This is a genomic window from Actinomycetospora corticicola (assembly GCF_013409505.1).
Lineage (GTDB): Bacteria > Actinomycetota > Actinomycetes > Mycobacteriales > Pseudonocardiaceae > Actinomycetospora > Actinomycetospora corticicola.
In genome coordinates, this window is sequence record NZ_JACCBN010000001.1 from 5,915,171 (window position 1) to 5,937,630 (window position 22,460).

Annotated in this window: 23 protein-coding genes; 12 read left to right on the forward strand and 11 right to left on the reverse strand. The window is 74.9% G+C overall.

All coding sequences use genetic code 11. The features are described from left to right. The first annotated feature begins 399 nt into the window (after positions 1 to 399). Entirely contained in the window at positions 400 to 891 is a 492-nt protein-coding gene (locus BJ983_RS28790) for a nuclear transport factor 2 family protein (protein WP_179796954.1), read from the forward strand. Positions 892 to 937: 46 nt separating this feature from the next. Here BJ983_RS28790 and BJ983_RS28795 read toward each other — a convergent pair whose 3' ends face one another. The 6 genes from BJ983_RS28795 to BJ983_RS28820 form a co-directional block, all read right to left on the reverse strand. Then, positions 938 to 1,597 carry a glycosyltransferase family 2 protein gene (locus BJ983_RS28795; RefSeq protein ID WP_218890526.1) on the reverse strand — a complete coding sequence of 220 codons (660 nt, stop codon included), beginning with the start codon at positions 1,595 to 1,597 and terminating at the stop codon, positions 938 to 940. Between the two features lie 11 nt (positions 1,598 to 1,608). Then, the gene (locus tag BJ983_RS28800; protein ID WP_179796956.1) at positions 1,609 to 2,214 is read right to left on the reverse strand and encodes a class I SAM-dependent methyltransferase; all 606 of its coding nucleotides are present in this window, start codon (positions 2,212 to 2,214) and stop codon (positions 1,609 to 1,611) included. 5 nt (positions 2,215 to 2,219) lie between these two features. Continuing rightward, complete coding sequence (locus BJ983_RS32595; protein ID WP_179796957.1) at positions 2,220 to 2,951, reverse strand: PIG-L family deacetylase; 732 nt, start codon at positions 2,949 to 2,951, stop codon at positions 2,220 to 2,222. Beyond that, positions 2,948 to 3,883 (reverse strand): acyl-CoA dehydrogenase, encoded by a 936-nt coding sequence (locus BJ983_RS32600; protein ID WP_179796958.1) that lies wholly within the window; start codon positions 3,881 to 3,883, stop codon positions 2,948 to 2,950. Before BJ983_RS32600 ends, BJ983_RS32595 begins: the two co-directional genes overlap by 4 nt. A 110-nt stretch (positions 3,884 to 3,993) precedes the next feature. Then, positions 3,994 to 5,169, reverse strand: coding sequence for a zinc-dependent alcohol dehydrogenase (locus tag BJ983_RS28815; RefSeq protein ID WP_179796959.1), 1,176 nt, complete (start codon positions 5,167 to 5,169; stop codon positions 3,994 to 3,996). Positions 5,170 to 5,211: 42 nt separating this feature from the next. Then, the gene (locus BJ983_RS28820) at positions 5,212 to 6,030 is read right to left on the reverse strand and encodes an MBL fold metallo-hydrolase (RefSeq protein WP_179796960.1); all 819 of its coding nucleotides are present in this window, start codon (positions 6,028 to 6,030) and stop codon (positions 5,212 to 5,214) included. A gap of 119 nt (positions 6,031 to 6,149) precedes the next feature. Here BJ983_RS28820 and BJ983_RS28825 point away from each other — a divergent pair, with 119 nt between their 5' ends. Then, positions 6,150 to 7,586: an alpha,alpha-trehalose-phosphate synthase (UDP-forming) gene (locus BJ983_RS28825; protein ID WP_179796961.1), complete on the forward strand. Its 1,437-nt coding sequence runs from the start codon at positions 6,150 to 6,152 to the stop codon at positions 7,584 to 7,586. A gap of 17 nt (positions 7,587 to 7,603) precedes the next feature. Here the strand turns inward: BJ983_RS28825 and BJ983_RS28830 are convergent, their stop codons facing one another. Next, positions 7,604 to 7,906 (reverse strand): hypothetical protein, encoded by a 303-nt coding sequence (locus BJ983_RS28830; RefSeq protein WP_179796962.1) that lies wholly within the window; start codon positions 7,904 to 7,906, stop codon positions 7,604 to 7,606. Between the two features lie 196 nt (positions 7,907 to 8,102). Between BJ983_RS28830 and BJ983_RS28835 the strand changes: the two genes are divergently transcribed. After that, positions 8,103 to 9,245, forward strand: a complete 1,143-nt coding sequence (locus BJ983_RS28835; protein ID WP_218890528.1) for a hypothetical protein — start codon at positions 8,103 to 8,105, stop codon at positions 9,243 to 9,245. A gap of 22 nt (positions 9,246 to 9,267) precedes the next feature. After that, positions 9,268 to 9,558: a hypothetical protein gene (locus BJ983_RS28840; RefSeq protein ID WP_179796963.1), complete on the forward strand. Its 291-nt coding sequence runs from the start codon at positions 9,268 to 9,270 to the stop codon at positions 9,556 to 9,558. An 11-nt stretch (positions 9,559 to 9,569) separates the two neighbouring features. On the opposite strand, the gene ilvD is transcribed toward BJ983_RS28840, so the two are convergent. Continuing rightward, the gene (gene ilvD / locus BJ983_RS28845) at positions 9,570 to 11,309 is read right to left on the reverse strand and encodes a dihydroxy-acid dehydratase (protein WP_179796964.1); all 1,740 of its coding nucleotides are present in this window, start codon (positions 11,307 to 11,309) and stop codon (positions 9,570 to 9,572) included. A gap of 19 nt (positions 11,310 to 11,328) precedes the next feature. Further along, a complete protein-coding gene (locus BJ983_RS28850; protein ID WP_343054402.1) occupies positions 11,329 to 12,048 on the reverse strand; it encodes a DUF1990 family protein in 720 nt (239 codons plus the stop codon). A gap of 203 nt (positions 12,049 to 12,251) precedes the next feature. Between BJ983_RS28850 and BJ983_RS28855 the strand changes: the two genes are divergently transcribed. The 5 genes from BJ983_RS28855 to BJ983_RS28875 all read left to right on the forward strand — a co-directional run bounded on the left by BJ983_RS28855 (position 12,252) and on the right by BJ983_RS28875 (position 17,521). Next, positions 12,252 to 13,538, forward strand: coding sequence for an ammonium transporter (locus tag BJ983_RS28855; RefSeq protein ID WP_179796965.1), 1,287 nt, complete (start codon positions 12,252 to 12,254; stop codon positions 13,536 to 13,538). 7 nt (positions 13,539 to 13,545) lie between these two features. Beyond that, on the forward strand, positions 13,546 to 13,884 hold the full coding sequence (locus BJ983_RS28860) for a P-II family nitrogen regulator (protein ID WP_179796966.1): 339 nt from the start codon (positions 13,546 to 13,548) through the stop codon (positions 13,882 to 13,884). 100 nt (positions 13,885 to 13,984) lie between these two features. Beyond that, the gene (locus BJ983_RS28865) at positions 13,985 to 15,673 is read left to right on the forward strand and encodes an HD domain-containing protein (RefSeq protein ID WP_179796967.1); all 1,689 of its coding nucleotides are present in this window, start codon (positions 13,985 to 13,987) and stop codon (positions 15,671 to 15,673) included. Positions 15,674 to 15,912: 239 nt separating this feature from the next. Further along, positions 15,913 to 16,536 (forward strand): hypothetical protein, encoded by a 624-nt coding sequence (locus BJ983_RS28870; RefSeq protein ID WP_179796968.1) that lies wholly within the window; start codon positions 15,913 to 15,915, stop codon positions 16,534 to 16,536. A 118-nt stretch (positions 16,537 to 16,654) separates the two neighbouring features. After that, positions 16,655 to 17,521 (forward strand): 3-keto-5-aminohexanoate cleavage protein, encoded by an 867-nt coding sequence (locus tag BJ983_RS28875; RefSeq protein WP_343054404.1) that lies wholly within the window; start codon positions 16,655 to 16,657, stop codon positions 17,519 to 17,521. A 19-nt stretch (positions 17,522 to 17,540) separates the two neighbouring features. Here BJ983_RS28875 and BJ983_RS28880 read toward each other — a convergent pair whose 3' ends face one another. Next, complete coding sequence (locus BJ983_RS28880; protein WP_179796969.1) at positions 17,541 to 18,029, reverse strand: hypothetical protein; 489 nt, start codon at positions 18,027 to 18,029, stop codon at positions 17,541 to 17,543. Positions 18,030 to 18,167: 138 nt separating this feature from the next. Beyond that, entirely contained in the window at positions 18,168 to 18,863 is a 696-nt protein-coding gene (locus BJ983_RS32605) for an ANTAR domain-containing protein (RefSeq protein WP_179796970.1), read from the reverse strand. A 207-nt stretch (positions 18,864 to 19,070) separates the two neighbouring features. Between BJ983_RS32605 and BJ983_RS28890 the strand changes: the two genes are divergently transcribed. The 3 genes from BJ983_RS28890 (at position 19,071) to BJ983_RS28900 (ending at position 22,450) form a co-directional block, all read left to right on the forward strand. Further along, positions 19,071 to 19,424: a hypothetical protein gene (locus BJ983_RS28890; protein WP_179796971.1), complete on the forward strand. Its 354-nt coding sequence runs from the start codon at positions 19,071 to 19,073 to the stop codon at positions 19,422 to 19,424. A 96-nt stretch (positions 19,425 to 19,520) separates the two neighbouring features. Further along, positions 19,521 to 20,528, forward strand: coding sequence for a chemotaxis protein CheB (locus BJ983_RS28895; protein ID WP_179796972.1), 1,008 nt, complete (start codon positions 19,521 to 19,523; stop codon positions 20,526 to 20,528). After that, positions 20,522 to 22,450, forward strand: coding sequence for a CheR family methyltransferase (locus BJ983_RS28900; RefSeq protein ID WP_179796973.1), 1,929 nt, complete (start codon positions 20,522 to 20,524; stop codon positions 22,448 to 22,450). Before BJ983_RS28895 ends, BJ983_RS28900 begins: the two co-directional genes overlap by 7 nt. Positions 22,451 to 22,460: the final 10 nt, after the last annotated feature.

The following is a 22,460-nucleotide window of genomic DNA, read 5'->3' on the forward strand; positions in this document are numbered from 1 at the left end:
GCGCCCCGTCGGGGCGCTCACGGACGCCGACGCCTCGAGGGTTGGAGCGCCGACGCGAATGCAGCCGTCGGGTCGCCGATCGCCTCCGGGCGGCAAACGTCGGTCTGGGGCGACCATGAGGTAGTCCGAGGGCATGTCGCGGCCGTCGGCGAACGCGTCGAGCATCTCGCGGACGCCGAAGTCCTGCCAGACCGTCGCGAGCGCCGCGTCCCGCAGGGCGGTGTCGAGGTCGGGCGCCATGTCGGGTCATGTATCCACCACGGGCCGCGCCCGCGTCGAGGACCCCGGCTGTGCGATCGACCGTTCGGGTTGGGTAGCGACCGGGTCACGTTTGTCGTGGCAGCGGTCGCGCGCACCCGACGGCCGACACCGCCGGACCACACTCGTGGAGGACGACTCATGGCATCGGAAGGCGCCGAGACGCAGTTGACCTCGGCCACCGCCCGGACGTTCGTGGACGCGCTGCGCGCAATCGAGAACGACGGCGACCCCGAACCGATGGCAGGGCTCGCCACCGACGGAACCCGGTGGACCAGTTCGGGGGCGGCACACTCGTCGACCGGCGCGGAGGGCGCGCGGCAGTTCTGGGAGGCCTACCGCCGGGCCTACGCCGACATCACCTCGCACTTCACCACCGTCACCGAGACCGACTCGCGAGCCGTCCTGGAGTGGGTCAGCACCGGTCACCACCACGACGGGCAGCCGGTCCGCTACGTGGGCGCGACGATGATCGACCTGGACGGCGAGAAGGTCCGCGAGGTGCGTCTGTACTTCGACACCACCGCCGCCCGAGCGGTCGCCACCGAAGGCTCCGGCGACGCGGAGGCGGCCGCGGACATGCTCGACGACTCGACGGCGGCCTCGGGCCGGAACTCCGGCCTGGCGCCGTAGCGCGGCCGGAGCGGACGACCGGCACCCCGCCGTCACGGGGTGCCGGTCAGCCGACCTCCAGCTCGCCGAGCCGGGCCGCGAAGCCGCCGGCCGCCCGGGCGAGCCGACGACCGCTGGTGAGCACCGGGCTGCGCCGCGAGCGATGCACCCCGCCGTCGGCGTCGAGGGCCGCGACCAGTGCCACGTCCTCCCCGAGCGCCAGCCCGCGGAACCCGCCGCACCGCTCGTAGGCCTCCCGACGCACCCCGAGGTTCGCCCCGTGGACGTGCGGGTGGGGGTCGGCGGCCGTGTCGTAGACGGTGCGGAACCACTCGCGGGTCGAGCCGCCGTGGCCGTCCCAGTCGTCGACGTAGACCGCGCCCACCCGGGCGTCGGCGCCGCGCTCGTAGGCCGCGAGCTGCGCGAGCAGCCAGTCCGGGGGCACCCGTGAGTCGGCGTCGGTGGTGGCGATCCAGTCCGGGATCGCCCCCGGCCCGTCCAGCAGCGCCCGGAACCCGGCGTCGCGGGCCGTCCCGACGTTGCGGGCGGCCACCGCGACCGCCTCGACGCCGTGTGTACGGGCGATCTCCCGGCTGGCGTCGCGGCACGAGTCGAGGACCACGAGGGTGCGCACCGTGGCGCTGCCCCGGGCCCAGCGCGCGGCCCGGTCGAGGGCCTCGAGGCAGCCGTCGAGCAGGGCCTCCTCGTCGTGCACGGGGACCACCACCCCGAGGACCGTCACCGCAGGCCCACGCGCTGTGCCACGGAGCGGGGGGCCGGTGGGGTACGCCCGTAGACGTCGAGCCGGAAGTCCGCCTCGCGGTGCTCGGCGACGCGGCCGAGGCCGGGCCGGTCGGCCAGCTCGTCGTGCACGCGGTTCCCGTCCACGGGGTACTCCGGCGCCGGACGGATCCAGTGCACGGCGAGCAGCGTGCCGCCGGGCTCGAGCGCGTCGACGACGCCGGTCCAGAACGCGTCCCGGTCGGCCGCGCCGAAGTAGTAGGCCAGCTCCGAGACGACGACGAGGTCGAAGCGACCGGCCGGGAAGGCGGGCGTCTGCTCGACGCGGACGTGGTCGAAGCCCGCGAGGCGGCTGCGGGCCCGTCCCACCGCGGTGGCACTGACGTCGGTGCAGACGAGCTCGGCGCAGCGCGGCGCGAGCTGGACCGACAACGCCCCGCCGGCACACCCGGGCTCGGCGGCCCGCCGGTACTGCGCGTCCGGAAGCGCGGCGAGCACCAGGGACCGCTTGCGGTCCTCGTAGAAGGAGGACTCGAGTCCCCACGGGTCCGCCTCGGCGGCCCACAGGTCGTCGAAGTGCTCGCGCGGCAGGCTGGTGTCCATCGGCGTCACCTCCACAGCACCTCGTCCCGGCGCACCAGGCGCTCCAGCACCGGCCGCGGCAGGATCGCCGCGTCCGCCGGGTGGTCCGACAGCGGCTCGACCTGGGTGCGGAAGCAGGCCACCGCCTCCCGCTTGGCCTGCCGCGCGGCGGCGTCGGGCTCGACGACGACCGCCCCCGGCCGCAGCTGCCCGGCGTCGGCCCAGTGCCACCACCACACCGCGTAGCCCAGCACCGGCACCCCGGCCCCCGCCGCCACCTCGGCGACGGCGTCGTGGTCGGGGTGGCCGTCGCCGGGGACCGGGGCGAGCAGGGTGTCGCCGGGCGCGACCAGGTCGGCGAGCAGGTCCGCGAGCTCCGCGCGATGCGCGGCGACCCCGCCGTCGGCAAGACCGGCCCGGACGACGGGGGCGCCGGCGAGGCCGAGGCGGTCCAGCGCGGCCGTGCGCTCGGCGACGCGACGCTCGACGAGCTGGGCGGGGGACAGGGTCGGGCTGCCGGGGTGGCTCGCCTCGCCGTCGGTGACCGCGAGGACGGTGACCGGTGCACCGCTGCGGGCCCAGGCCGCGAGGGTCGCGCCGGCGCCGAGCGTCTCGTCGTCGGGATGGGGGGCGAGCACGACGACCCGCCCCGCGGGGCGGACGTCGTCCGGCCTCGTCCGGGGGAGTGCGGCGAGGACGCCGGAGGCCCGCCAGTCCTCCTCGGCGGTCCCGGTGCCGGTGAGGTCCCGGTCGGTCACAGCGTCACCTCCGGGGCCGTGGCGGCGAGGCCGCCGAGCGTCGCGAGGTCCCGTTCGGCGTGGCTCTGGCGGACGTAGACCTCCAGGTCGGCGACGTGCCGGGCGTGCCGGGCGTCGTGGGCGAGCGGCGCGGGACCGGTCGCGCGGCCGGTGCTGCGCAGGGCGGTCTCGACGGCGGTCTCCACCGTCGCGCGGACCACGAGGGCCCGCCGACGGGCCCCGTCGAGCGGGTCGGTGCCCGCGTCGGCGGCCGCCGCGGCCTCCCGCAGCAGCGCCGCCGCTGCGCCGAGTGCGGCGTCGACCCGGCCGAGGTGCGCCGCGTCGTGCGCGTCGCCGCGCCCGGAGCGGATCCGGCGGCGCAGGGGTCCCGAGACCCCGACCGCGCCGCCGAACCAGACCGCCGCCACCCCGGCGGCCGCGTGCCAGAACCCGGGGCGGTCGAGGTAGTCCCCGGGGCCGCCGACGGGGTGGGCCACGGTGCCGTGGAACCGGACGGTGGTGGTCCCGGCCCCGGCCATGCCGAGACCGCGCCACGGGTCCTCGCCCGGGACCACGGTGGGGTCGTCGAGCCGGACCGCGAAGAGCCGGTCGCCCGCCACCACGAGGGCGTCGGTGCACCGGTCACTGCCCGAGCTCCACGGGGTCGCGCCGTGCAACGTCCAGCCCTGCGGGCCGTGCTCGGCCTCGAGCACCGCGTGCGGTGCCCGCGCGGCCCACACCCCCCACAACGAGCCCGGGGCCGGCGGATCGCCACCGAGCTGGCGCAGGATGCCGGTGGCGTCGAGGTGGGCCTCCGCGAGGCGGGCGGCGACGAGGTCCCGGGACGCGGTCGCGGCGAGCACCCGCCAGGAGCCGAGCGTGTCCGCCGTCGTGCCGAGAGCGTCGAGGGCGGCCGGCAGGGGGTCCACCGGGCCCGTGTCGAGATCGAACACGGGCGCCGGGTGGGCGTTCGACCCCCGTGTGCAAACGCCGAGGTGCGCCGAGCGCCTGTGAGCAGAAATCCGTGTCAGAGCACGGAGAAGTGCTCACGGGGCGAAGCCACCTACGGCTTGAGCACGACCTTGATCGCGTTGTCGGCCTTGCGCTGGAAGATGTCGTAGCCGTGCGCGGCCTCGTCCAGCGGCAGGGCGTGGGTCTCGAGGTCGTGCACGCCGAGCGGGTCGTCGTCGGTCAGCAGCGGCAGGATCTCGGGGACCCACTGCTTCACGTGCGCCTGGCCCATCGCGAGCCGGATGCCCTTGTCGAACATGGTGAGCATCGGCAGCGGGTCGGCCATGCCGCCGTAGACCCCGGAGATCGAGACGGTGCCCGAGCGCCGGACCGCGTCCACGGCGCCGAGCAGCGCCGCGGTCCGGTCGACACCGGCGACCTTCATCAGCGGGGCGGAGATCGCATCGGGCAGCTTCGCCGCCACCTTCTGCACCGCCTGGGGCAGCGGCGAGCCGTGCGCCTCCATCCCGACGGCGTCGATCGCGGAGTCGGTCCCGCGCCCGTCGGTCCGGTCCCGGATCTCCTGCGTCACATCGGTGTCGGCGCCGTTGATCGTCTCGATCCCGTGCCGCTGGGCCATCGCGAGCCGCTCGGGCACGGAGTCGACCGCGATCACGCGGAACCCGAGGTGCCTGGCGATGCGCGAGGACATCTGCCCGATGGGGCCGAGACCGAACACCGCGACGCTCCCGCCGTCGGGGATGTCGGCGTACTGCACGGCCTGCCACGAGGTGGGCAGCACGTCGGAGAGGTAGAGGAAGCGCTCGTCCGGCGGGCCGTCCGGGACCTTGATGGGACCGAACTGGGCCTGCGGCACCCGCAGGTACTCCGCCTGACCGCCGGGCACCTGGCCGTAGAGCTTGGTGAAGCCGAACAGCGAGGCACCGCAGCCCTGGTCGCGGTTCTGCGTGGTCTCGCACTGGGCGAAGAGCCCGCGCGAGCACATCCAGCAGTGCCCGCAGGAGATGTTGAAGGGGATGACCACGCGGTCGCCGACGGCGAGGTCGCCCGCCTCGGAGCCGACCTCCTCGACGATGCCCATGGGCTCGTGGCCGAGGATGTCGCCCTGGTCGAGGAACGGGCCGAGGACCTCGTAGAGATGGAGGTCGGAGCCGCAGATCGCGGTGCTCGTGACCCGGATGATCGCGTCGTTGGGCTGCTGGATCCGCGGGTCCGGGACCTGCTCGACCCGCACCTCGTCGGGCTTCTGCCAGGTGACTGCCTTCATGGCCGACGGCTCCCCGATCATGCGCGAGCGGGAAACGACCGGCTACAACGGGATCGTGTCGCCACGGCCGACGTAGTCCACCCGGTCCGCCCAGCCCCGCCGTTCCACCTCGGCGACGAAGTCCGACAACGGGGAGCGGAAGACGGTGTAGTCGTCGTAGTGCACCGGGGTGGCGCGCCGCGGCGCCAGGATCTCGAGCGCGTCCGCGCCCTGCCGACCGTCCATCGTCACCATCACGCCACCGGGCAACGTGGTGCCGCCCAGGTGCAGGACGGCACGGTCGACCTCGCCCACGCGCTCCGCGAGGTACTCGCGGATCCGATGGAGACCGTCGAACAGGAGGGTGTCGCCGGAGAGGTAGATCCGCTGCACCGTGCACCCGCCCGCCGCGCGGAACTCCAGCAGGCTGCCCATCACGGGCGGCAGCAGCCGCTGCACCGGGTCGGGCGCGTGCCGGCCCGGCAGCGCCGTGACGGTGCACGTCGCACCGTCGGGGCCGGCGAGCACGTGGGACTCCCACGTCGTGAGTCCGATCGCCCGCGGGAAGCCGTGCCGGGTCTGCAGCCGCCGCGACGCGTGGCTCGTCGTGACGATCGGCGTGCTGCGCGGCAGCCGGCGGCGCGTCTCGCGGTCCCAGTGGTCGCCGTGCAGGTGCGAGAGCACGACGGCGTCCACCGGCGCGAGCTCCTCGGGGGTCCACGCCGGGTCGGTCAGCCGCTTCGAGGTCAGGCCGTGCCCGAGCCAGGCCCGTTGCCCACGGTGCAGGAAGTTCGGGTCGGTGAGCACGCGCATCCCCGCGCACTCGAGCAGCACGGTCGCGGTCCCGACGAAGGAGAGCGTCCCCCCGGTTCCGGAATCCATCACGAATCACCCCTGTCGTCGAGCCTGTCGTCACCGAAGGCGGCTGGGGTGTCAACCGGGGAGTGCGGATAGCCCGCCCGCGGGCGTGCCGACACGTGCTCTCCGGGTAGCCGCCGCGCATGCCCGAACCGGTCGACTTCGTCGTCGTCGCCAACCGCCTGCCCGTCGACCTCGTCACCGATCCCGACGGCGGGCAGCGCTGGCAGGCCTCCCCGGGCGGGCTCGTGAGCGCGGTGGCCCCCGCCCTCGCCGGACGTCGCGCCGCCTGGGTCGGGTGGCCGGGCGTGCCCGACGCCGAGCCGGAGCCGTTCACCGACGACACCGTCGGCGACGACGTGACCCTCACCGCCGTCGCGCTGACCGCCGACGAGATCGCGGCGCACTACGAGGGCGCCGCGAACGCCACGCTGTGGCCGCTGTACCACGACCTCGTCGCCACCCCGGTCTACGACCGCGACTGGTGGGAGACCCACCGCGCGGTGAACCGCCGCTTCGCCGACGCGGCCGCGACGGTCGCGGCCGAGGGCGCCACGGTGTGGGTGCAGGACTACCAGCTCCAGCTGGTGCCCCGGATGCTGCGCGAGCAGCGCCCCGACCTGCGCATCGGGTTCTTCCTGCACATCCCGTTCCCGCCGGTCGAGCTGTTCCGGCAGCTGCCGTGGCGCCGCGAGGTGGTCGACGGCCTGCTCGGCGCCGACCTCGTCGGGTTCCACACCCCGGGCGGCGCGGCGAACTTCCGGTGGCTGGCCGAGCGGCTCTGCGGGGCGGAGGTCGACGACGCCCCGATCGCGCTGCGCAGCGCGACCGGCGAGGTGCACCTCGACGGCCGCACCACCCACGTCGGGGCGTTCCCCATCTCCATCGACAGCGCCGCCTTCGCCCGCCGTGGGGCCGATCCCGCCACCGCGGAGCGGGCGCACGCGCTGCGCCGCGAACTCGGGGACCCGACGACGCTGCTCCTCGGGGTGGACCGCCTCGACTACACCAAGGGCATCGAGGTCCGGCTCGACGCGCTCGGCGAGCTGTTCGACGCCGGGCGGCTCGATCCGGCCGACACGGTGTTCGTGCAGGTCGCGACGCCGAGCCGGGAGCGGGTCGACGCCTACCGGCGCACGCGGGACCGCGTGGAGCGGACGGTCGGACGCATCAACGGCGATCACGCCGGGATCGGTCGGCCGGCGATCCACTACGTGCACCGCTCGCTGCCGCCCGACGAGCTCGCGGCGCTCTACCTCGCCGCCGACGTGGCGCTCGTGACCCCGCTGCGCGACGGCATGAACCTCGTCGCCAAGGAGTACGTCGCCACGCGCACCGACGACTCGGGCGACCTCGTCCTCTCCGAGTTCACCGGCGCCGCGGAGGAACTCACCGCCGCCCGCCTGGTCAACCCGCACGACCTCGACGGGGTCGCCGCGGCGATCGCGGACGCCGTCGCCGGGCTCGGGTCGGAGGGTTCCCGACGACGGATGGCGGAGCTCTCCGCGCAGGTCGCCGAGCACGACGTGGCGGCCTGGGCGGAGGCGTTCCTCGCCGCCCTCGGTGCGCCGCCCGCCTGACGGCGCACCGGGCGAGGTCAGCGCGGGAACAGGCTCCGCACCTGGTCGATCGCGAGGAACGCCTCCTCGGCCGAACCGGCCGCCACGTGGGCACTCGCGACGCCGATGACCGCGGCCGCCCGCCCGTCGGTGCCGTCCTCGCCGGACGCCGCGGCGGCCCGGGCGTGGGACAGCGCGGCCAGCAGCGTGCGGTCCTCGGTCACGCTGGCCGGGTCGCCGGTGATGAGCACGTGGGCGGCGGTCTCGGTCGCCTGGATGATGGCGCGCTGCGCCGGCGCGGAGCCGGCGGCGCGGGATACGGGGTCACGGTCGATCGTCACGGGTCACTCCCGTCGTCGGGAACTGCATCCGACGGCTGGAAGCGGTCAACCGGCGACGGCGGGTTACCCGACGTGCGCCGCTTCACACGGCCTGCATCACGTGTAGGACGCGAGGCCGGTGGGCAGCCCGGGGGCCGCCCGTCGAGACCGGACGCGGGCTCGCCCGTCGGCCGCCCGTCGTCCTCCGGAGCCTCGCGTGACCTCGTCCGACACCTCCACCGCCCGCGTCACTCCGACCGAGCAGGGCGAACTCGTGGTGGGCCTGCTCGCCGATCCCGGCCTCGCCACCGACCTCGTGGCCCGCGTCGCCACCGATCTGCCCGGCGCCCTCGCCTCCGCCGCCCCCGACCACCGCTGGCACGTGGAGACCGCGCAGGGACCGGTCGGGCTCGACTCCGAGGGCCTGCTGCCGATGCTGCGCCGCGGCGCACGGTTGCGTCAGGACCACGACTGGGACGTGGTCGTCCTCGTCACCGATCTACCGCGCCGCGCCGGCACGCAGCCGCTGGTGTCGGACTACGGCTCCGACGAGGGCGTCGGGCTCATCTCGCTGCCCGCGCTCGGCACCGTGAGCCTGCGGCGGCGGTTGCGCCGTGCGGTGGTCGACCTCGTCGCCGACGGCCTCGTCGGTCGACGTGCGGCCGCGCCCGTGACCGGGCCGCACTGGCCGCGGTTCTCCCCGCCCGTCGCCCGGATCGCCTCCGAGGAGCCGGGGATCGACTCGCACCTGGCGTTGCAGGGCACCCGCGGGACGGTGCGGCTGCTCGGCGGGCTGGTGCGGGCGAACCGGCCGTGGCGGCTCGTGCCCTCCCTCTCGCCCGCGCTGGCCGCCGCGGCCGCCGGGGCCGCCTTCGGCGTCTTCTACTCGAACATCTGGCAGCTCGCGGCCGTGTTGTCGGTCCAGCGCCTCGCCGTCGTCGCGGTCCTCGCGGTGACCGCGATGGCGACGTGGCTCGTCGTCGACAACGGGCTCTGGGAACGCGCCGCCGCCCGCCACCACCGTCGCGAGGCGACCCTGTTCAACGCGGCCACCGCCGCCACGATCGGCCTCGGCGTGGCGTGCATGGCCACCGTGCTGATCGTCATGACCACCCTCGCCGCCCTGCTGGTCATCCCGCCGTCGCTGCTGCCCGGCCCCGACGGCTGGCCCGACGTGCTGACGGTCTACCTGCGCCTCGGCGTGCTCTCCGGGTCGATGGGCATCGTCGCCGGCGCGCTCGGATCCGGTCTGACCAGCCCCGAGGCCGTGCGTCAGGCCGCGTACAGCACGCGGGAGCAGCAACGCCGGGCCCTCATCGACGACGAGGAGCCGAACGCCCACGCCGACGACGCGGCTTGACGGCACCGGACACTGGATCGGTATGAGCGACACGCAGACCACCGCGGTCACGGCCCTGCGCGAGGCGGGCGAGGCGCTGCGCATCGGCGGGCGCACCGGCGGGATCGCCGGCCGCCTGCCCGAGGACGGGCTCCCGCTGCTCGCGGGGGAGGTCGGTCAGGTGCTCGACGCCCTGGTCGACCTGCTCCGCCAGGCCGGCCTCGACCCGGTCCCCACCGACCCGCGTGAGCACGGGATGCACGCCGTCACCCAGCACCTCGTCGCGGGCGCCGACGCCGCCCGCGCCGTCGCGCGGCCGGACGGGAGGACCTGAGTCGGGGCCGGTCAGTCGAAGCCCACCACCGCTCCCTCGGCGGCCGAGCCGACGAGCCGCGAGTACTTGCCGAGCACGCCCGTGCGGTGCTTGCGCGGGGGAGTGGTCCACCCCTCGCGGCGCGTGGCCATCTCCTCGTCGGACACCAGCAGGTCCAGCGTGCGGGCCGCCAGGTCGAGGCGGATGCGGTCGCCGTCACGGACGAAGGCGATCGGCCCGCCGTGGTCGGCCTCGGGCGCCACGTGGCCGACGCACAGCCCGGTGGTCCCGCCGGAGAAGCGCCCGTCGGTCAGCAGCAGCACGTCCTTGCCGAGGCCCGCGCCCTTGATGGCACCGGTGACGGCGAGCATCTCGCGCATCCCCGGCCCGCCACGCGGCCCCTCCTGGCGGATCACCACCACGTCGCCGGGGTTCAGCGTGTCGTTCGAGACCGCCTCCATCGCGCCGGCCTCGCCGTCGAACACGCGCGCGGTGCCCTCGAACGACGCCGAGTCGAAGCCCGCCGACTTGACCACGGCCCCGTCGGGGGCCAGGGAGCCGCGGAGGATCGAGAGCCCGCCGGTGGGGTGGATCGGGTTCGTCAGCGGCCGCAGGACGTCGCCGTCCAGCCCCGCGGGCTCGAGCGCCTCGAGGTTCTCGGCCACGGTGCGGCCGGTGACCGTCAGGCAGTCGCCGTGGATCAGCCCGGCGTCGAGCAGGGCCTTCATGACGACGGGCACGCCCCCGACCCGGTCGACCGTGTTCATCATCCAGCGGCCGAACGGCTTCACGTCGGCGAGGTGCGGGACCTTGTCGCCGATCCGGTTGAAGTCGTCGAGGGTCAGCGGCACGTCGGCCTCGCGGGCGATCGCGAGCAGGTGCAGCACCGCGTTGGTGGACCCGCCGAACGCCATGACCACGGCGATCGCGTTCTCCAGCGACTCGCGCGTGATGATGTCCCGCGCGGTGTGCCCGCGCTGCAGCATCCCGACGACGGCCTCGCCCGACGCGCGGGCGAACCCGTCCCGGCGCCGGTCGGCCGAGGGCGGCGAGGCGGAGCCGGGCAGCGACATGCCCATCGCCTCGGCGGCCGACGCCATCGTGTTCGCCGTGTACATGCCGCCGCAGGCGCCCTCACCGGGGCAGATGGCGCGCTCGATCTCGTCGACCTTCTCGCGGGTGATCAGCCCGCGGGCGCACGCGCCGACGGCCTCGAAGGCGTCGATGATCGACACCTCCTTGCCGTCGACGTAGCCCGGGGCGATCGAGCCCGCGTAGATGAACACCGACGCCAGGTCGAGGCGGGCGGCCGCCATGAGCATCCCGGGCAGCGACTTGTCGCAGCCGGCCAGCAGGATCGTGCCGTCGAGCCGCTCGGCCTGGACCACCGTCTCCACCGAGTCGGCGATGATCTCCCGGGAGACCAGGGAGTAGTGCATCCCCTCGTGGCCCATGGAGATGCCGTCGGACACCGAGATCGTGCCGAACTCCATCGGGAAGCCGCCCGCGGCGTGCACGCCCTGCTTGGAGGCGTCGGCCAGGCGGTCCAGCGACAGGTTGCACGGCGTGATCTCGTTCCACGAGGACGCGACGCCGATCTGCGGCTTGGTGAAGTCGTCGTCGGTCATGCCGACCGCGCGCAGCATCCCGCGCGCCGCGGCGCGCTCCAGCCCGTCGGTGACGTCGCGGCTGCGGGGCTTGACGTCGTGCTCGGTGGTGGTGGCCCCGGAGCCGCCGGGTCGAGCTCCGCTGCGCTGCGTCTCCGTCGTCATACCGCGCGACGCTAGTGCCTCAGGCCGCCTCCCGGCCCTCCGAGGCCGCCACGCGCCGGGTGTGGGCGTACACCTGGCCGGCCGGCCCTCGGCCCGCGATCCGGGTGGCGGCGAGGCACGCGCGCACCCACATGAACAGCTGCATCTCCTTGGCCACCCGCAGGTGGGTGAAGAACAGGTTCACCAGTGCCGTCCCCGGTCGGGCCCAGGTCTCGATGGTGAACCGCAGGCCCTCGGCGGTGTCGTCGGCCCGGAACTCGATCTGGCCCGCCTCGAGGTGCCCGGTCAGCGTCGTCAGCCGCAGGTGGGTGTCGTCGCTCGCGATCACGCGCACCGGCCCGTCCCACGGCCCCGGCATCCGCACGACGAACTCGTCCCCGGGCTTCGGCGGCGTCCCGTCGCCGTGCGGGGTCACCGCCGCGACCTCCTTCGGCAGCAGCCGTTCCAGGTCGCCCCGGACCACCGACATCAGGCCCTCGGCGTCGGTCGTCGCCCCCTCGACCAGCACCGTGAAGCGGCGGTGGAAGAGCGGTCCCCGGCCGTGCTCCTGGGTCTGCACCCGGTCGTCGTGCAGGTCGGCGGGCACGCTCGCGGGGAGGTCGGCGTCGTCGCCGGGCTCCTCCGAGCGGACGACGAGGTGGCGGTCGCGCAGGTAGCTGACGGTCATCAGACCCATGCCGGCCATCCAGCGCAGCACGCGGGTCGGACCACTCAGGCTGTCGGGGTGAGGGGTGGGCACGGCCCGGACTTCCCGACGGCGGGTGCGGTCGACACGTATTCCTGCGCGTCACGAGGTCGTCACCCGTCAGGGCACGACGTAACACTCCCGACTCTTCGCACGCGATCGTCCGAAACATCCCGAAGAGAACGTTCGACGCGAATTGTCCGGTTGAGGAAGGGAAGCCGCCTGCCGTGGAACTCGACAGCGGAACGATCGCCTGGATGTTGACCAGCTCCGCGCTGGTCCTGCTCATGGTCCCCGGTCTGGCCCTGTTCTACGGCGGCCAGGCCCACTCCAAGAGCGTCCTCAACATGATGATGATGGTCTTCTCCACGTTCGCCACGGTCGGCGTCCTGTGGGTGATCGTCGGCTACTCGCTCGCCTTCGGCGACAACACCGTGGGCGGCTGGTTCGGCAACCCCGCCCAGTACTTCATGCTCTCGAGCCTGCTCTCGGAGACGGTGCAGACCGACGGACTGCCCGACGTCGCGTTCGCGGCGTTCCAGGCGATGTTCGCGATCCTCACGGTGGGCCTGATCGCCGGTGCGGTCGCCAACCGGATGAAGTTCACCTCCTGGATGGTGTTCTCGCTGCTCTGGGCGCTGCTCGTCTACTTCCCGATCGCGCACTGGGTCTTCGACCTCGACGCCGGCTGGATCGCGAGCGGCATCGGTGCGGTCGACTTCGCCGGTGGTACCGCCGTGCACATCAACGCCGGCATGGCCGCCCTCGTCCTCGCCCTGCTGCTGGGCAAGCGCCGGGGCTGGCCGAACGACTCCGCGCGCCCGCACAACCTGACCATGGTCATGCTCGGCGCCGGGATGCTGTGGTTCGGCTGGTTCGGGTTCAACGCCGGCTCGGCCGCGGTCGCGGGCTACGCCGCTTCGTACGCGTTCCTCAACACCGTCGTCGCCACCTGCACCGCCATCTGCGGCTGGCTGATCATCGAGCAGGTCCGGGACGGCAAGCCCACCTCCCTGGGCGCGGCCTCCGGCATCGTCGCGGGCCTCGTCGCGATCACCCCGGCCTGCGCCGCGGTGACGCCGCTCGGAGCCATGGCGATCGGCTTCATCTCCGGCCTCGCCTGCGCCTTCGGGGTCGGCCTCAAGTACCGCTTCGGCTTCGACGACGCGTTCGACGTCGTCGGCGTCCACCTCGTCGGCGGCCTCGTGGGCACGCTGCTCATCGGCTTCTTCGCCTGGGACGGCGCGCCGGCGGCGGCGGGCGGCGTCTTCTACGGCGGCGGCTGGGGCCAGCTCGGCATCCAGGCCCTCGCGGCGGTCGCGGTCATGGCCTACTGCGGCGTGGTCACCGCGATCATCGCGCTGATCGTCAAGGCGACGATGGGGCTGCGGATCGAGTCCGAGGCCGAGGCGGTCGGCATCGACGAGTCCGAGCACGCCGAGTCCGGCTACGACTACTCCGGCATGACCAACCGGACGACCTCGGGCCTCGGGGCCGGCGCCCCGACGACGCAGGTGCCCGCGGGCACGACGGCGGAGCGCTGACGCCGCCGTGCGGATGGTCACGGCCATCATCAAGCCGTTCGTCCTGGAGGACGTGAAGTCCGCGCTCGAGCAGCTCGGCGTCCTCGGGATGACGGTGAGCGAGGTCCAGGGCTACGGCCGGCAGAAGGGCCACACCGAGGTCTACCGGGGTGCGGAGTACTCGGTGGACTTCGTGCCGAAGGTCCGCATCGAGGTCGTCACCGACGACTCCACCGCGGTGAAGGTCCTCGACGCGATCGCCGAGACCGCCCGCACCGGCAAGATCGGTGACGGCAAGGTCTGGGTGACCCCGATCGAGACCGTGGTGCGCGTGCGCACCGGCGAGCGCGGCATCGACGCGCTCTGACGCGGTCCGCGTCCGGACCCGCCGTCGGGAAGCCTCCCGACGGCGGGTCCGGGCCCGCGTCCGACCCCCAGCCCGACCACCCCGCCGACGAGAGGACCGGATGGTCGGAGCCGGCCCCGTCCCGCCACTGCCCCACGACGACCCCGCGACGGACCTCCTCCGGGCCCGCGACGCCCTCCTCGCGCCCCCGCCCGGCGCACGCCGCCTCGCCCCCGCGGCCCTCCGGGCCGCCCTCGTCGACCTCCACGACCTCTGGCTCGCCACGCGGGCCCGCGCGCTCGGGGTGGGTCGGGGCAGCGCCCTCGTCGCGATCGGGTCCCTCGGCCGCCGGGAGCTCGCCCCGTTCTCGGTGCCCGACCTCCTCCTGGTGCACGACGGCACGCGGCCCGGGCCGCACGGCATCCGCGCGGTCGCCGCGGCGCTCGGGGCGCCGGTGCACGCGGTGTGCACCGTCGGCGAGGCGGTGGAGGCCTCGCTGGCGGATCTGCCGACCGCGCTGGGCCTGCTCGACGCCCGCCTCGTCGCCGGCGACGCCGAGCTGGCGGAGCGGCTGGTGGGGACGGCCCGGCGCGCCTGGCGCGCGGGTGCCGCGACCCGCGGCGCCGACCTCGTCGAGCTCACCCACGACCGCTGGCGGCGGGCCGGGGACGTCGCCCACCGTGTGGAGCCCGACCTCGTGCACGGGCGGGGCGGGTTGCGCGACCTCACGCTGCTCGACGCCCTGGTCACCGCGGGGACGACGGACCGGCTCCCGCCCGAGATCCGGGCGGCCCGCGGGGTGCTGCTCGACCTGCGCACCGACCTGCACCGGCACGCGGGCCGCGCGCGGGACGTCCTGCGCGCGGAGGACGCGCCCGACCTCGCCGAGCCGCACGACCTCCGGCGCGCGCTCGGGGGCGCGGGCCGCGCCGTGGCGGCGGCCACCGGCGCGGCGCTGCGGGCCCTCCGTCCGCCCACGTGGGGGTCGGCGCCCGCGTCCGGGTCCGACCTCGGCGACGGTGTCGTCGTCCACGCCGGTGAGGTGACGCTCGCGCGGGGCGCGAGCACGGCGCGCGACCCGGTGCTCGTGCTGCGCCTGGCCGCCGCCGCCGCGCGGTCCGGCCGTCCGATGGCGCCGTCGGCCCTGCGACGGCTCGCCGACGCCGCGCCCGAGCTCCGGGCGCCCTGGCCCGACGCCGCGCGTGCCGCTCTGCTCGCGCTGCTGGGCGCGGGGGAGGGACTGGTCGAGGTGGTGGAGGCGCTCGACCGCGCCGGGTTGTGGGGCCGGCTCCTGCCGGAGTGGGGCGCCGTGCGGGATCTCCCGTCGTCCCGCTCGCGGCACGCCTTCACCGTCGGGCGCCACCTGCTCGAGACGACCCGGTGGGCGGGCGTCGTGGCGGAGCGGGTGGTGCGGCCCGACCTGCTGCTGCTCGCAGCACTCGTGCACGATCTCGGGCGGGGCCGCGCGGAGGACCCCGTCGTCGTCGCGACCACGCTGGCCGGTCACGTCGGGCGACGGCTCGGCCTGCACGACGACGACGTCCGGCTCCTCGCGGCGGTGGTGCGCCACCAGGACCTGCTGCCCCGCACCGCTCTCCGGTGCGACCCCGACGACCCGGCGACCGTCCGTGGCGTCCTCGACGCACTGGGCGGCGACCCACAGCTGCTCGAGCTCCTCCACGCCCTGGCCGAGGCGGACGCCCGCGGTGCCGGGCCGGACCTGTGGACCCCGTGGCGGGCGCGCCTCGTCGGCGACCTCGTGGCCCGGTGCCGGGCCGCCGTGCGGGGCGTGCCGGCGACGCGGCGATAGGCGCGCCGGGGTGAGGCCGCTCACCCCGCCCCCGTGGAGGGAGGGATCGTCGGAGATCACCCGCGAACTGCAGCGCCTGGGCGGGGTCGCCGACGTCGTCACGCCGCTCGTCGGCCGCCTCGCCGCCGTGCTCAAGGGCACGTTCGAGCAGGCCGAGCCCGTCGACGAGGCGATCCTCGGCGACCTGGTGCTCGAGCACCAGCTGCACGATCGCGCGACCTACCTCCGCGGCCCTCGCCGTGTCCGCGCACGACACCTCGGTGCGGTCGCTGGCCGACCGGCTCATCGAGGCGCACCGTGCCACCGTCGAGTGGCTGACCACCGTGCTGGCCGAGCACGCGCTGGGCGGCCCGCCCGCGCTGCGCGCGACGCCGACGCAGGTCGTCGCCGGCGGGGTCACCCGCGCGGTGAACTACCCGGTGCGGTTCGCCCGTGACCAGGTCAACCGCGCGTTCGGCCGCGTCCAGCGCACGGGGGAGCAGGTCCGCAGCGGGGTCACCCAGGTCGCCGGCAAGGCCGCGCAGTTCAGCGACAACGCCCGCGACGTCCTCGTCACCGGTCGGGACGCCTCGTTGGAGCGTGCCGAGCACGTCGCTCGCGCGCAGGGCGACGCGGCCACGGCCCGCTCGGTGCACGAGACCCGCGCGGGGCTCGGCGCCCTCGAGGCCTCCGAGCTGCCGATCGCCGGGTACGAGAAGCTCGGTGCCGCTGAGGCCGTGCAGGCGATCAAGCAGCTCACCACGGTCGACGCCCTGAACACGGTGGTCCACTACGAGGAGGCCCACAAGAACCGCAGCAGCGCGGTGTCCGCGGCGCAGACGCGGCACGCGGCCCTCGCTCAGGAGGTCGTCGGCCTGCGCTGACGTCACCTCCCCGCCGGTGCGCGGCACCCTCCCCGGGTGCCGCGCACCCGTGTGTCCGGACCTGTCACCGATCGGGACGAACCGTTCACGTCGGGCGTCGGCCCACGGAGCGGGGACGGTGCCAGGATGGACCTGGGGGATCGGCCGTACGGGGGAGAACGACGTGCTGCAGTGCTGTCCCAACGGGGCACGGGCCGGAGGCGACACCCCGGCCCTGCCCGCGACGGCCGCCGATCTGGCCCGGGACGCCGCCGCGGTCGCCGCCCTGGGCGTGCGCAGCTTCCACGTCCACCCGCGCGACGACCAGGGCCGCGAGAGCCTCGAACCGGCCGTGGTCGCCGAGACGGTGGGGGCGATCCGCCGGGCCGCACCCGCGCTCGAGATCGGGGTCCCGCTCGCGCGATGGGTGGAGCCGAACGCGTTCCGGCGGACCGAGATCGCCCAGGAGTGGGCGCGCCTGCCGCGTCACCAGCGCCCTGACGTCATCGCGGTCAGCGTGCACGAACGCGGCTGGGAGTCCGTCTGCGAGGCCGTCGCCTCCGTCGGACTCGGCATCGAGCTCGGCGTGTGGACCACCGGCGACGCCGTCCAGCTGCGCCTGGCCGGGGTGCCGGTCAACACGGTGCGGATCGCGGTCGAGGTGACCGTGACCGACCCGGACCACGCCGTCGCCGAGGCCGTCCGCCTCCTGCGCGCGCTGCAGCCGATGCCGGTGCCCGTGCCGGTGCTGCTCCACGGCGAGGAGGACGGCGCCTGGCCCGTGCTGGAGTACGCGCGCCGCCAGGGCTTCGACACCCGGATGGGGTTCGAGGACACCCTCTACGGTCCGGACGGGATCTGGATCGCGACCGGCAACGAGGAGCTCATCCGGTTCGCCCTCGGCCAGCCGGTCGCCCCCCGGACGGGGCCGCGCCGCAGCCCGCGCCGCGGTCTGTTCGGCGGCGGGTTCGGGTTCGGCGGCCCGCGCGCCGCGCACCGGGGCTGAACGGCGCCCCGCCGGGGCGTCAGTCCGGCGGTCGGGTGATGTCGGAGAACGCCCGGGCGAGGCGACGTTGCTGCGCCGCGGTGGGGACCAGCGGCGGACGGTCGGTGAGCGGGACGACGCGGTCGATGTCGCACGGCTCGATCCGGCAGGCCTCGAACAACGCGTCGTCGATGCGGATCGGGACCCTCGTCCGGTGCGCGAGGCTCAGGGCCTCCACCCACGAGGTCGCCCGGCCGGAGGCGGGGGCCGGCACCAGCCCGTCGGTCTGCTCCACCACCTCGACCACCGGACACAGCCCGCCGTCGTCCCGGACGATCCGGATGGTGACCTCCCGTCCCGCCGGCACCGTCCCCAGCCACGGGTCGAGGAGGCGCACCAGTCCCAGCAGTTCCCCCGATCCGAGCGGCACCGTCATGAGCCGCGGGACGTCGCCGTCGTCGGAGAGCACCGCGCAGGGCTCGTCGAACATCGTGCGGCGCGCGACCGCGACGAGGCCGACGACAGCCATCCCCGGTCCTCTCCACGGGCGCGGCCGGGAGGCAACGCCCGGGTCGCACGTCGGTCCGGTGTCGACGGCGCCGCGGGGTGGACGGTCGTCGCTGGTCCACCCAGCATCGCACGGCGCCCCGGTCCGCCCGGGTCCGGCTCAGCCCCGCGCGGCGTCCTCCACCAGCCACCGGGCGACCTCGAGGAGCTTGAGGTTGGTGTGTTGCGAGGCGGCCACGAGCCGGTCGAACGCCACGTCGGGCCCGATGCCGTCGCGCTGCATCAGCACCCCCTTGGCCTGCCCGATGAGGTCCCGCGAGCACACGGCCTGGTCGAGCCCCGCCATGCGGCGGGCGGCGTGCAGCGCCATGGCGGCGGGCATCGCGAAGGCGGACAGCTGGGCCGCTGCGGTCCCGGGCAGAGCGCTGTCGCGGGCGTAGAGCGTGAGCGCGGCCAGCGGGCGGTCGCGGGGCACGAGGGCGATCGAGAGCAGGGCGGTGACCCCGCGTTCCCGGGCCGCCGGGGCGAACGCGGGCCACCGCGCGTCGGCGCCGGTGAGGTCGGTGACCTCGATGACGGCGGAACCCGCGGCCCGGAGCATGTCGACGGCGGGCCCCTCGCCCAGGTCGATCTGCAGGCGGTCGAACTCGGTGGCGGGCGTCGGAGAGCCGGCGGGCTCCGGATGCCCCCGACGGCAGAGGACGAGACCCGCGCACTCGGCGCCGGGCGCCATCCGCAGCGCCAGCGAGGTGATCGCGGTGAGCGTCGCCGCCAGGGCGTCCTCACGGTCGCTCAGACCGGCGTTGAGTGCACTCGCGGCGACGGCGAGTTCGACCGCGGGCGTCTCGACGGGCACGGCTGGAAGGAGAGTCTGTCGCGGCTGCATCGTCGCCCCCGGGGGTCGGCTGCGATTCCCGCCTCACTGGTGAAACAGAGTCTTCTGGGGCGCACAGCCTAGCCGTGCAACGCACGGATCGACACCCCGATCGCGGTCCGGCCGTGCCACCATGGGCGGAGGTTGACCCCCCAGCCGCCGACCACGGCGAGGGGAGGGATCGTGCGGGTGCCCAGTCCCACGGTCGATCTGGTGGTCCGGCGCCCGGCTGCGGGTCGGGTCGTGATCCACGTGTCCGGTGTCCCGGGGCGGGCCGACGTCGCGGTCCTGCGGCGCACCCTCGACGAGGAGCTCGACCGGAGCCCGGCGCTCGTCGTGGTGTCGGTGGACCGGAGCGGCATCACCCCCGACCTCCGCGCAATCCTCGGCGCGGCCCGCGACCGGGCCCGGTCCGGCGGCGGCGGGCTGCGGGTGGTGCGCACCGACCCCGACCGGTCGGTCGAGGTGACCGACCTCCTGGGCGAGGCCCCGGGCGGGGTCGGAGCCGGGTCTCCGGATCCGTCCGGACTTCGCGTGCCGTGATATCACCGTCGTGGGTTGACCCGCTCCAGCCCGGCCCGACGCCTGTCGTCCGGAGGAGCCCGTGACCATGCCCTTCCCCTCAGTCCGGCACGACCGATGAGCCCCGGCGAGACCGACCCTGCGCGGGTGATCGGCATCGGCGCGTCGGCCGGCGGCCTGGAGGCGGTCGGCGCGGTGCTGGCCGGACTCCCGGCCTCGCTGCCGGCCGCCGTCCTCGTCGTGATCCACCAGTCCGACAGCGCGCCGGGACGGACGGCGGACCTGCTGGACCGCCGGACCGACCTCCCCGTCCGACCTGCGTCCGACGGCGACGTCCCGGCCGCGGGCCTGGTGCAGGTCGCGGTGCCCGGGCACCACCTGCTGCTCGAGAAGGGCACGCTGCGCGTCACCCGCGCGCCGCGCGAGAACGGGCACCGTCCCGCGATCGACCCGCTCTTCCGCTCCCTCGCGCTCGAGGTGGGCGCGGGCGCGATCGGGGTGGTGCTGAGCGGCATGCTCGACGACGGGGCGGCGGGGCTCCTCGAGATCGTCCGGCACGGGGGCGCGGCCGCGGTGCAGGAGCCCGCCGACGCGGCCTTCGACGCGATGCCGGACGCGGCGCTGCGCCAGGTGCCGGGCGCCGTGGTCCGCCCTGCGACGGAGCTGGCCGGGGCGCTGCTCCCGCTCCTCGCCCGGCCGCTGCACGACGTCGGCCGTGGGAGCGAGCGCCTCGCCGAGGAGGTCGACGTCGCCCTCGGCCGACGCCCTATGGGCTCGGAGCCGTTCCGGGAGGCCGCGGGTCTGTCCTGCCCCGACTGCGGTGGCCCGCTCTACGGGGCGGACGGGCCCCCGCAGCTGTTGCGCTACCGGTGCCGCATCGGGCACGCCTGGACCCAGGAGAGCCTGCGGCAGGCGCAGACCGCCGGGGCGGAGCGGGCGCTCGAGACCGCCCTGCGCGCCCTCGAGGAGAAGGCCGCCCTCCACCATCGCATCGCCCGCAACGCCGAGGGGCGGGGCTCCTCGCGCCTGGCGGGTCGGGCGCGCGAGACTGCACACGACGCCCTCGCCTCCGCGGCCGTGGTGCGTGACCTGCTGTCGAGCCCCGGGGACGGAGAGGCGTGGTGACCGACGACGACGCCGAGGACGAGTACGCGACCGAGAGCGGGCTCCCCGGCGACCGGCCCGCGCTCACCCCGGCCGAGGAGGTCGAGTTCGAGGCCCTGCTCTCGTTCCTCAAGGAGAGCCGGGGGTTCGACTTCACCGGGTACAAGCGCTCGAGCATCCGTCGCCGGGTCACGCGACGGATGCAGCAGGTCGACGTGGCGACGTTCGCGGAGTACCTCGACCTGCTGCAGGTGGACACCGAGGAGTTCACGCAGCTGTTCAACACCGTGCTCATCAACGTGACCGGTTTCCTGCGCGACACCGAGGCGTGGGAGGAACTGGCGGAGCAGATCGTCCCGCAGCTCCTCGCCCCCAAGCCGCGCGGCGAGGCGGTCCGGGTCTGGTCGGCCGGGTGCGCCAGCGGCGAGGAGGCCTACGGGCTCGCGATGGTGTTCGCCGAGGCGCTCGGGATCGAGGAGTTCCGCGCCCGGGTGAAGGTCTACGCCACCGACGTCGACGAGGACGCGCTCGCGGCGGCCCGCCAGGCGACCTACGCCGAGAAGGAGCTGGCGGCCCTGCCCGCGGGGTGGCGGGAGCGCTACTTCGAGCGCACCGGCTCCCGCTGGACCTTCCGCAGCGACCTCCGGCGCTGCGTGATCTTCGGCCGCAACGACCTCGTCCAGGACGCGCCGATCGGTCGGCTGGACCTGCTGGTCTGCCGCAACACGCTGATGTACCTCAACGCCGAGACGCAGTCGCGCGTGCTGCGCCGGTTCCACTTCGCGTTGAACACGGCCGGGGTGCTGTTCCTGGGCAAGGCCGAGATGCTCCTGAGCCACGGGCGCCTCTTCCTGCCCGTCGACCTCAAGCGCCGGTTCTTCCGCAAGGCCGACCAGGTCGACCCCAGCGGACGCGGCGTCGGCCCCGTGGGTCGCCTCCAGGCGTCGAGCGCGGTCGCCGACCCGCAGGTCGAGGACGAGGCCCTGTTGTTCAGCCCGCTCGCGACGCTGGTGGTGACCGCCGACGAGGTGGTCGCGACGGCGAACCGGCGGGCGGAGGCGCAGCTCGGGGTGACGAGCCGGGAGATCGGGCGCCGGTTCACCGAGCTGGAGCTCTGCCACCGCATCGCGGGGCTGCGGTCGTCCTACGAGGACGTCCGCCGCAACCGCACCGCGCTCTGGCAGCACGAGGCCGAGTTCGCGCGCTCGTCCACCGAGACCCTCTACTTCGATATCCAGGTCGTGCCGCTGCAGGGACAGGTCGACACCGGCCCCGCGGTCGCCCTGTTCTTCACCGACGTCACCCGCTACCGGCGGATGACCGGGGAGCTCCAGGCGGCGCACCGCCAGGTGGAGACCGCCTACGAGGAGCTGCAGTCGACGGTCGAGGAGCTGGAGACGACCAACGAGGAGCTCCAGTCCACCGTCGAGGAGCTGGAGACCACCAACGAGGAACTGCAGTCCACCGTCGAGGAGCTGGAGACCACCAACGAGGAACTCCAGTCCACCAACGACGAGCTGCAGTCGATGAACGACGAGATGCGCCAGCGCACCTCGCAGCTCGACCGGGCCAACGACTTCCTCGAGTCGGTGCTCGGCGGTCTGCGCACCGCCGTCGTGGTCGTCGACGGCGAGCTCATCGTCCAGGCCTGGAACAGCCAGGCCGACGACCTGTGGGGACTGCGCTCGGACGAGGCGGTGGGGCAGCACCTGCTCAACCTCGACATCGGCCTCGCGACCGACCGGCTCCGTCCCCTGGTGCGCGAGGTCCTGCACGGCGACGGCGTCCGCGAGGATCCGTTGCGCGTCGAGGCGATCAACCGCCGGGGTCGCACGGTCCAGCTCTCCATCGGGGTCTCGCCCCTCGTGGGGCGCCAGGGGCGTCCGGACGGCGCCATCATCCTGATGGACCAACGCGATGTCGGTTCGGCGCACGCAAGGTGACGAAACGGAT

Bases quoted from the DNA above. Each gene is read 5' to 3' on its own strand.
- BJ983_RS28790 (WP_179796954.1), top strand. From the start codon at position 400: ATGGCATCGGAAGGCGCCGAGACGCAGTTGACCTCGGCCACCGCCCGG.
- BJ983_RS28800 (WP_179796956.1), bottom strand. From the start codon at position 2,214: ATGGACACCAGCCTGCCGCGCGAGCACTTCGACGACCTGTGGGCCGCC.
- BJ983_RS28815 (WP_179796959.1), bottom strand. From the start codon at position 5,169: ATGAAGGCAGTCACCTGGCAGAAGCCCGACGAGGTGCGGGTCGAGCAG.
- BJ983_RS28820 (WP_179796960.1), bottom strand. From the start codon at position 6,030: ATGGATTCCGGAACCGGGGGGACGCTCTCCTTCGTCGGGACCGCGACC.
- BJ983_RS28825 (WP_179796961.1), top strand. From the start codon at position 6,150: ATGCCCGAACCGGTCGACTTCGTCGTCGTCGCCAACCGCCTGCCCGTC.
- BJ983_RS28840 (WP_179796963.1), top strand. From the start codon at position 9,268: ATGAGCGACACGCAGACCACCGCGGTCACGGCCCTGCGCGAGGCGGGC.
- ilvD (WP_179796964.1), bottom strand. From the start codon at position 11,309: ATGACGACGGAGACGCAGCGCAGCGGAGCTCGACCCGGCGGCTCCGGG.
- BJ983_RS28855 (WP_179796965.1), top strand. From the start codon at position 12,252: ATGTTGACCAGCTCCGCGCTGGTCCTGCTCATGGTCCCCGGTCTGGCC.
- BJ983_RS28865 (WP_179796967.1), top strand. From the start codon at position 13,985: ATGGTCGGAGCCGGCCCCGTCCCGCCACTGCCCCACGACGACCCCGCG.
- BJ983_RS28880 (WP_179796969.1), bottom strand. From the start codon at position 18,029: ATGGCTGTCGTCGGCCTCGTCGCGGTCGCGCGCCGCACGATGTTCGAC.
- BJ983_RS28895 (WP_179796972.1), top strand. From the start codon at position 19,521: ATGAGCCCCGGCGAGACCGACCCTGCGCGGGTGATCGGCATCGGCGCG.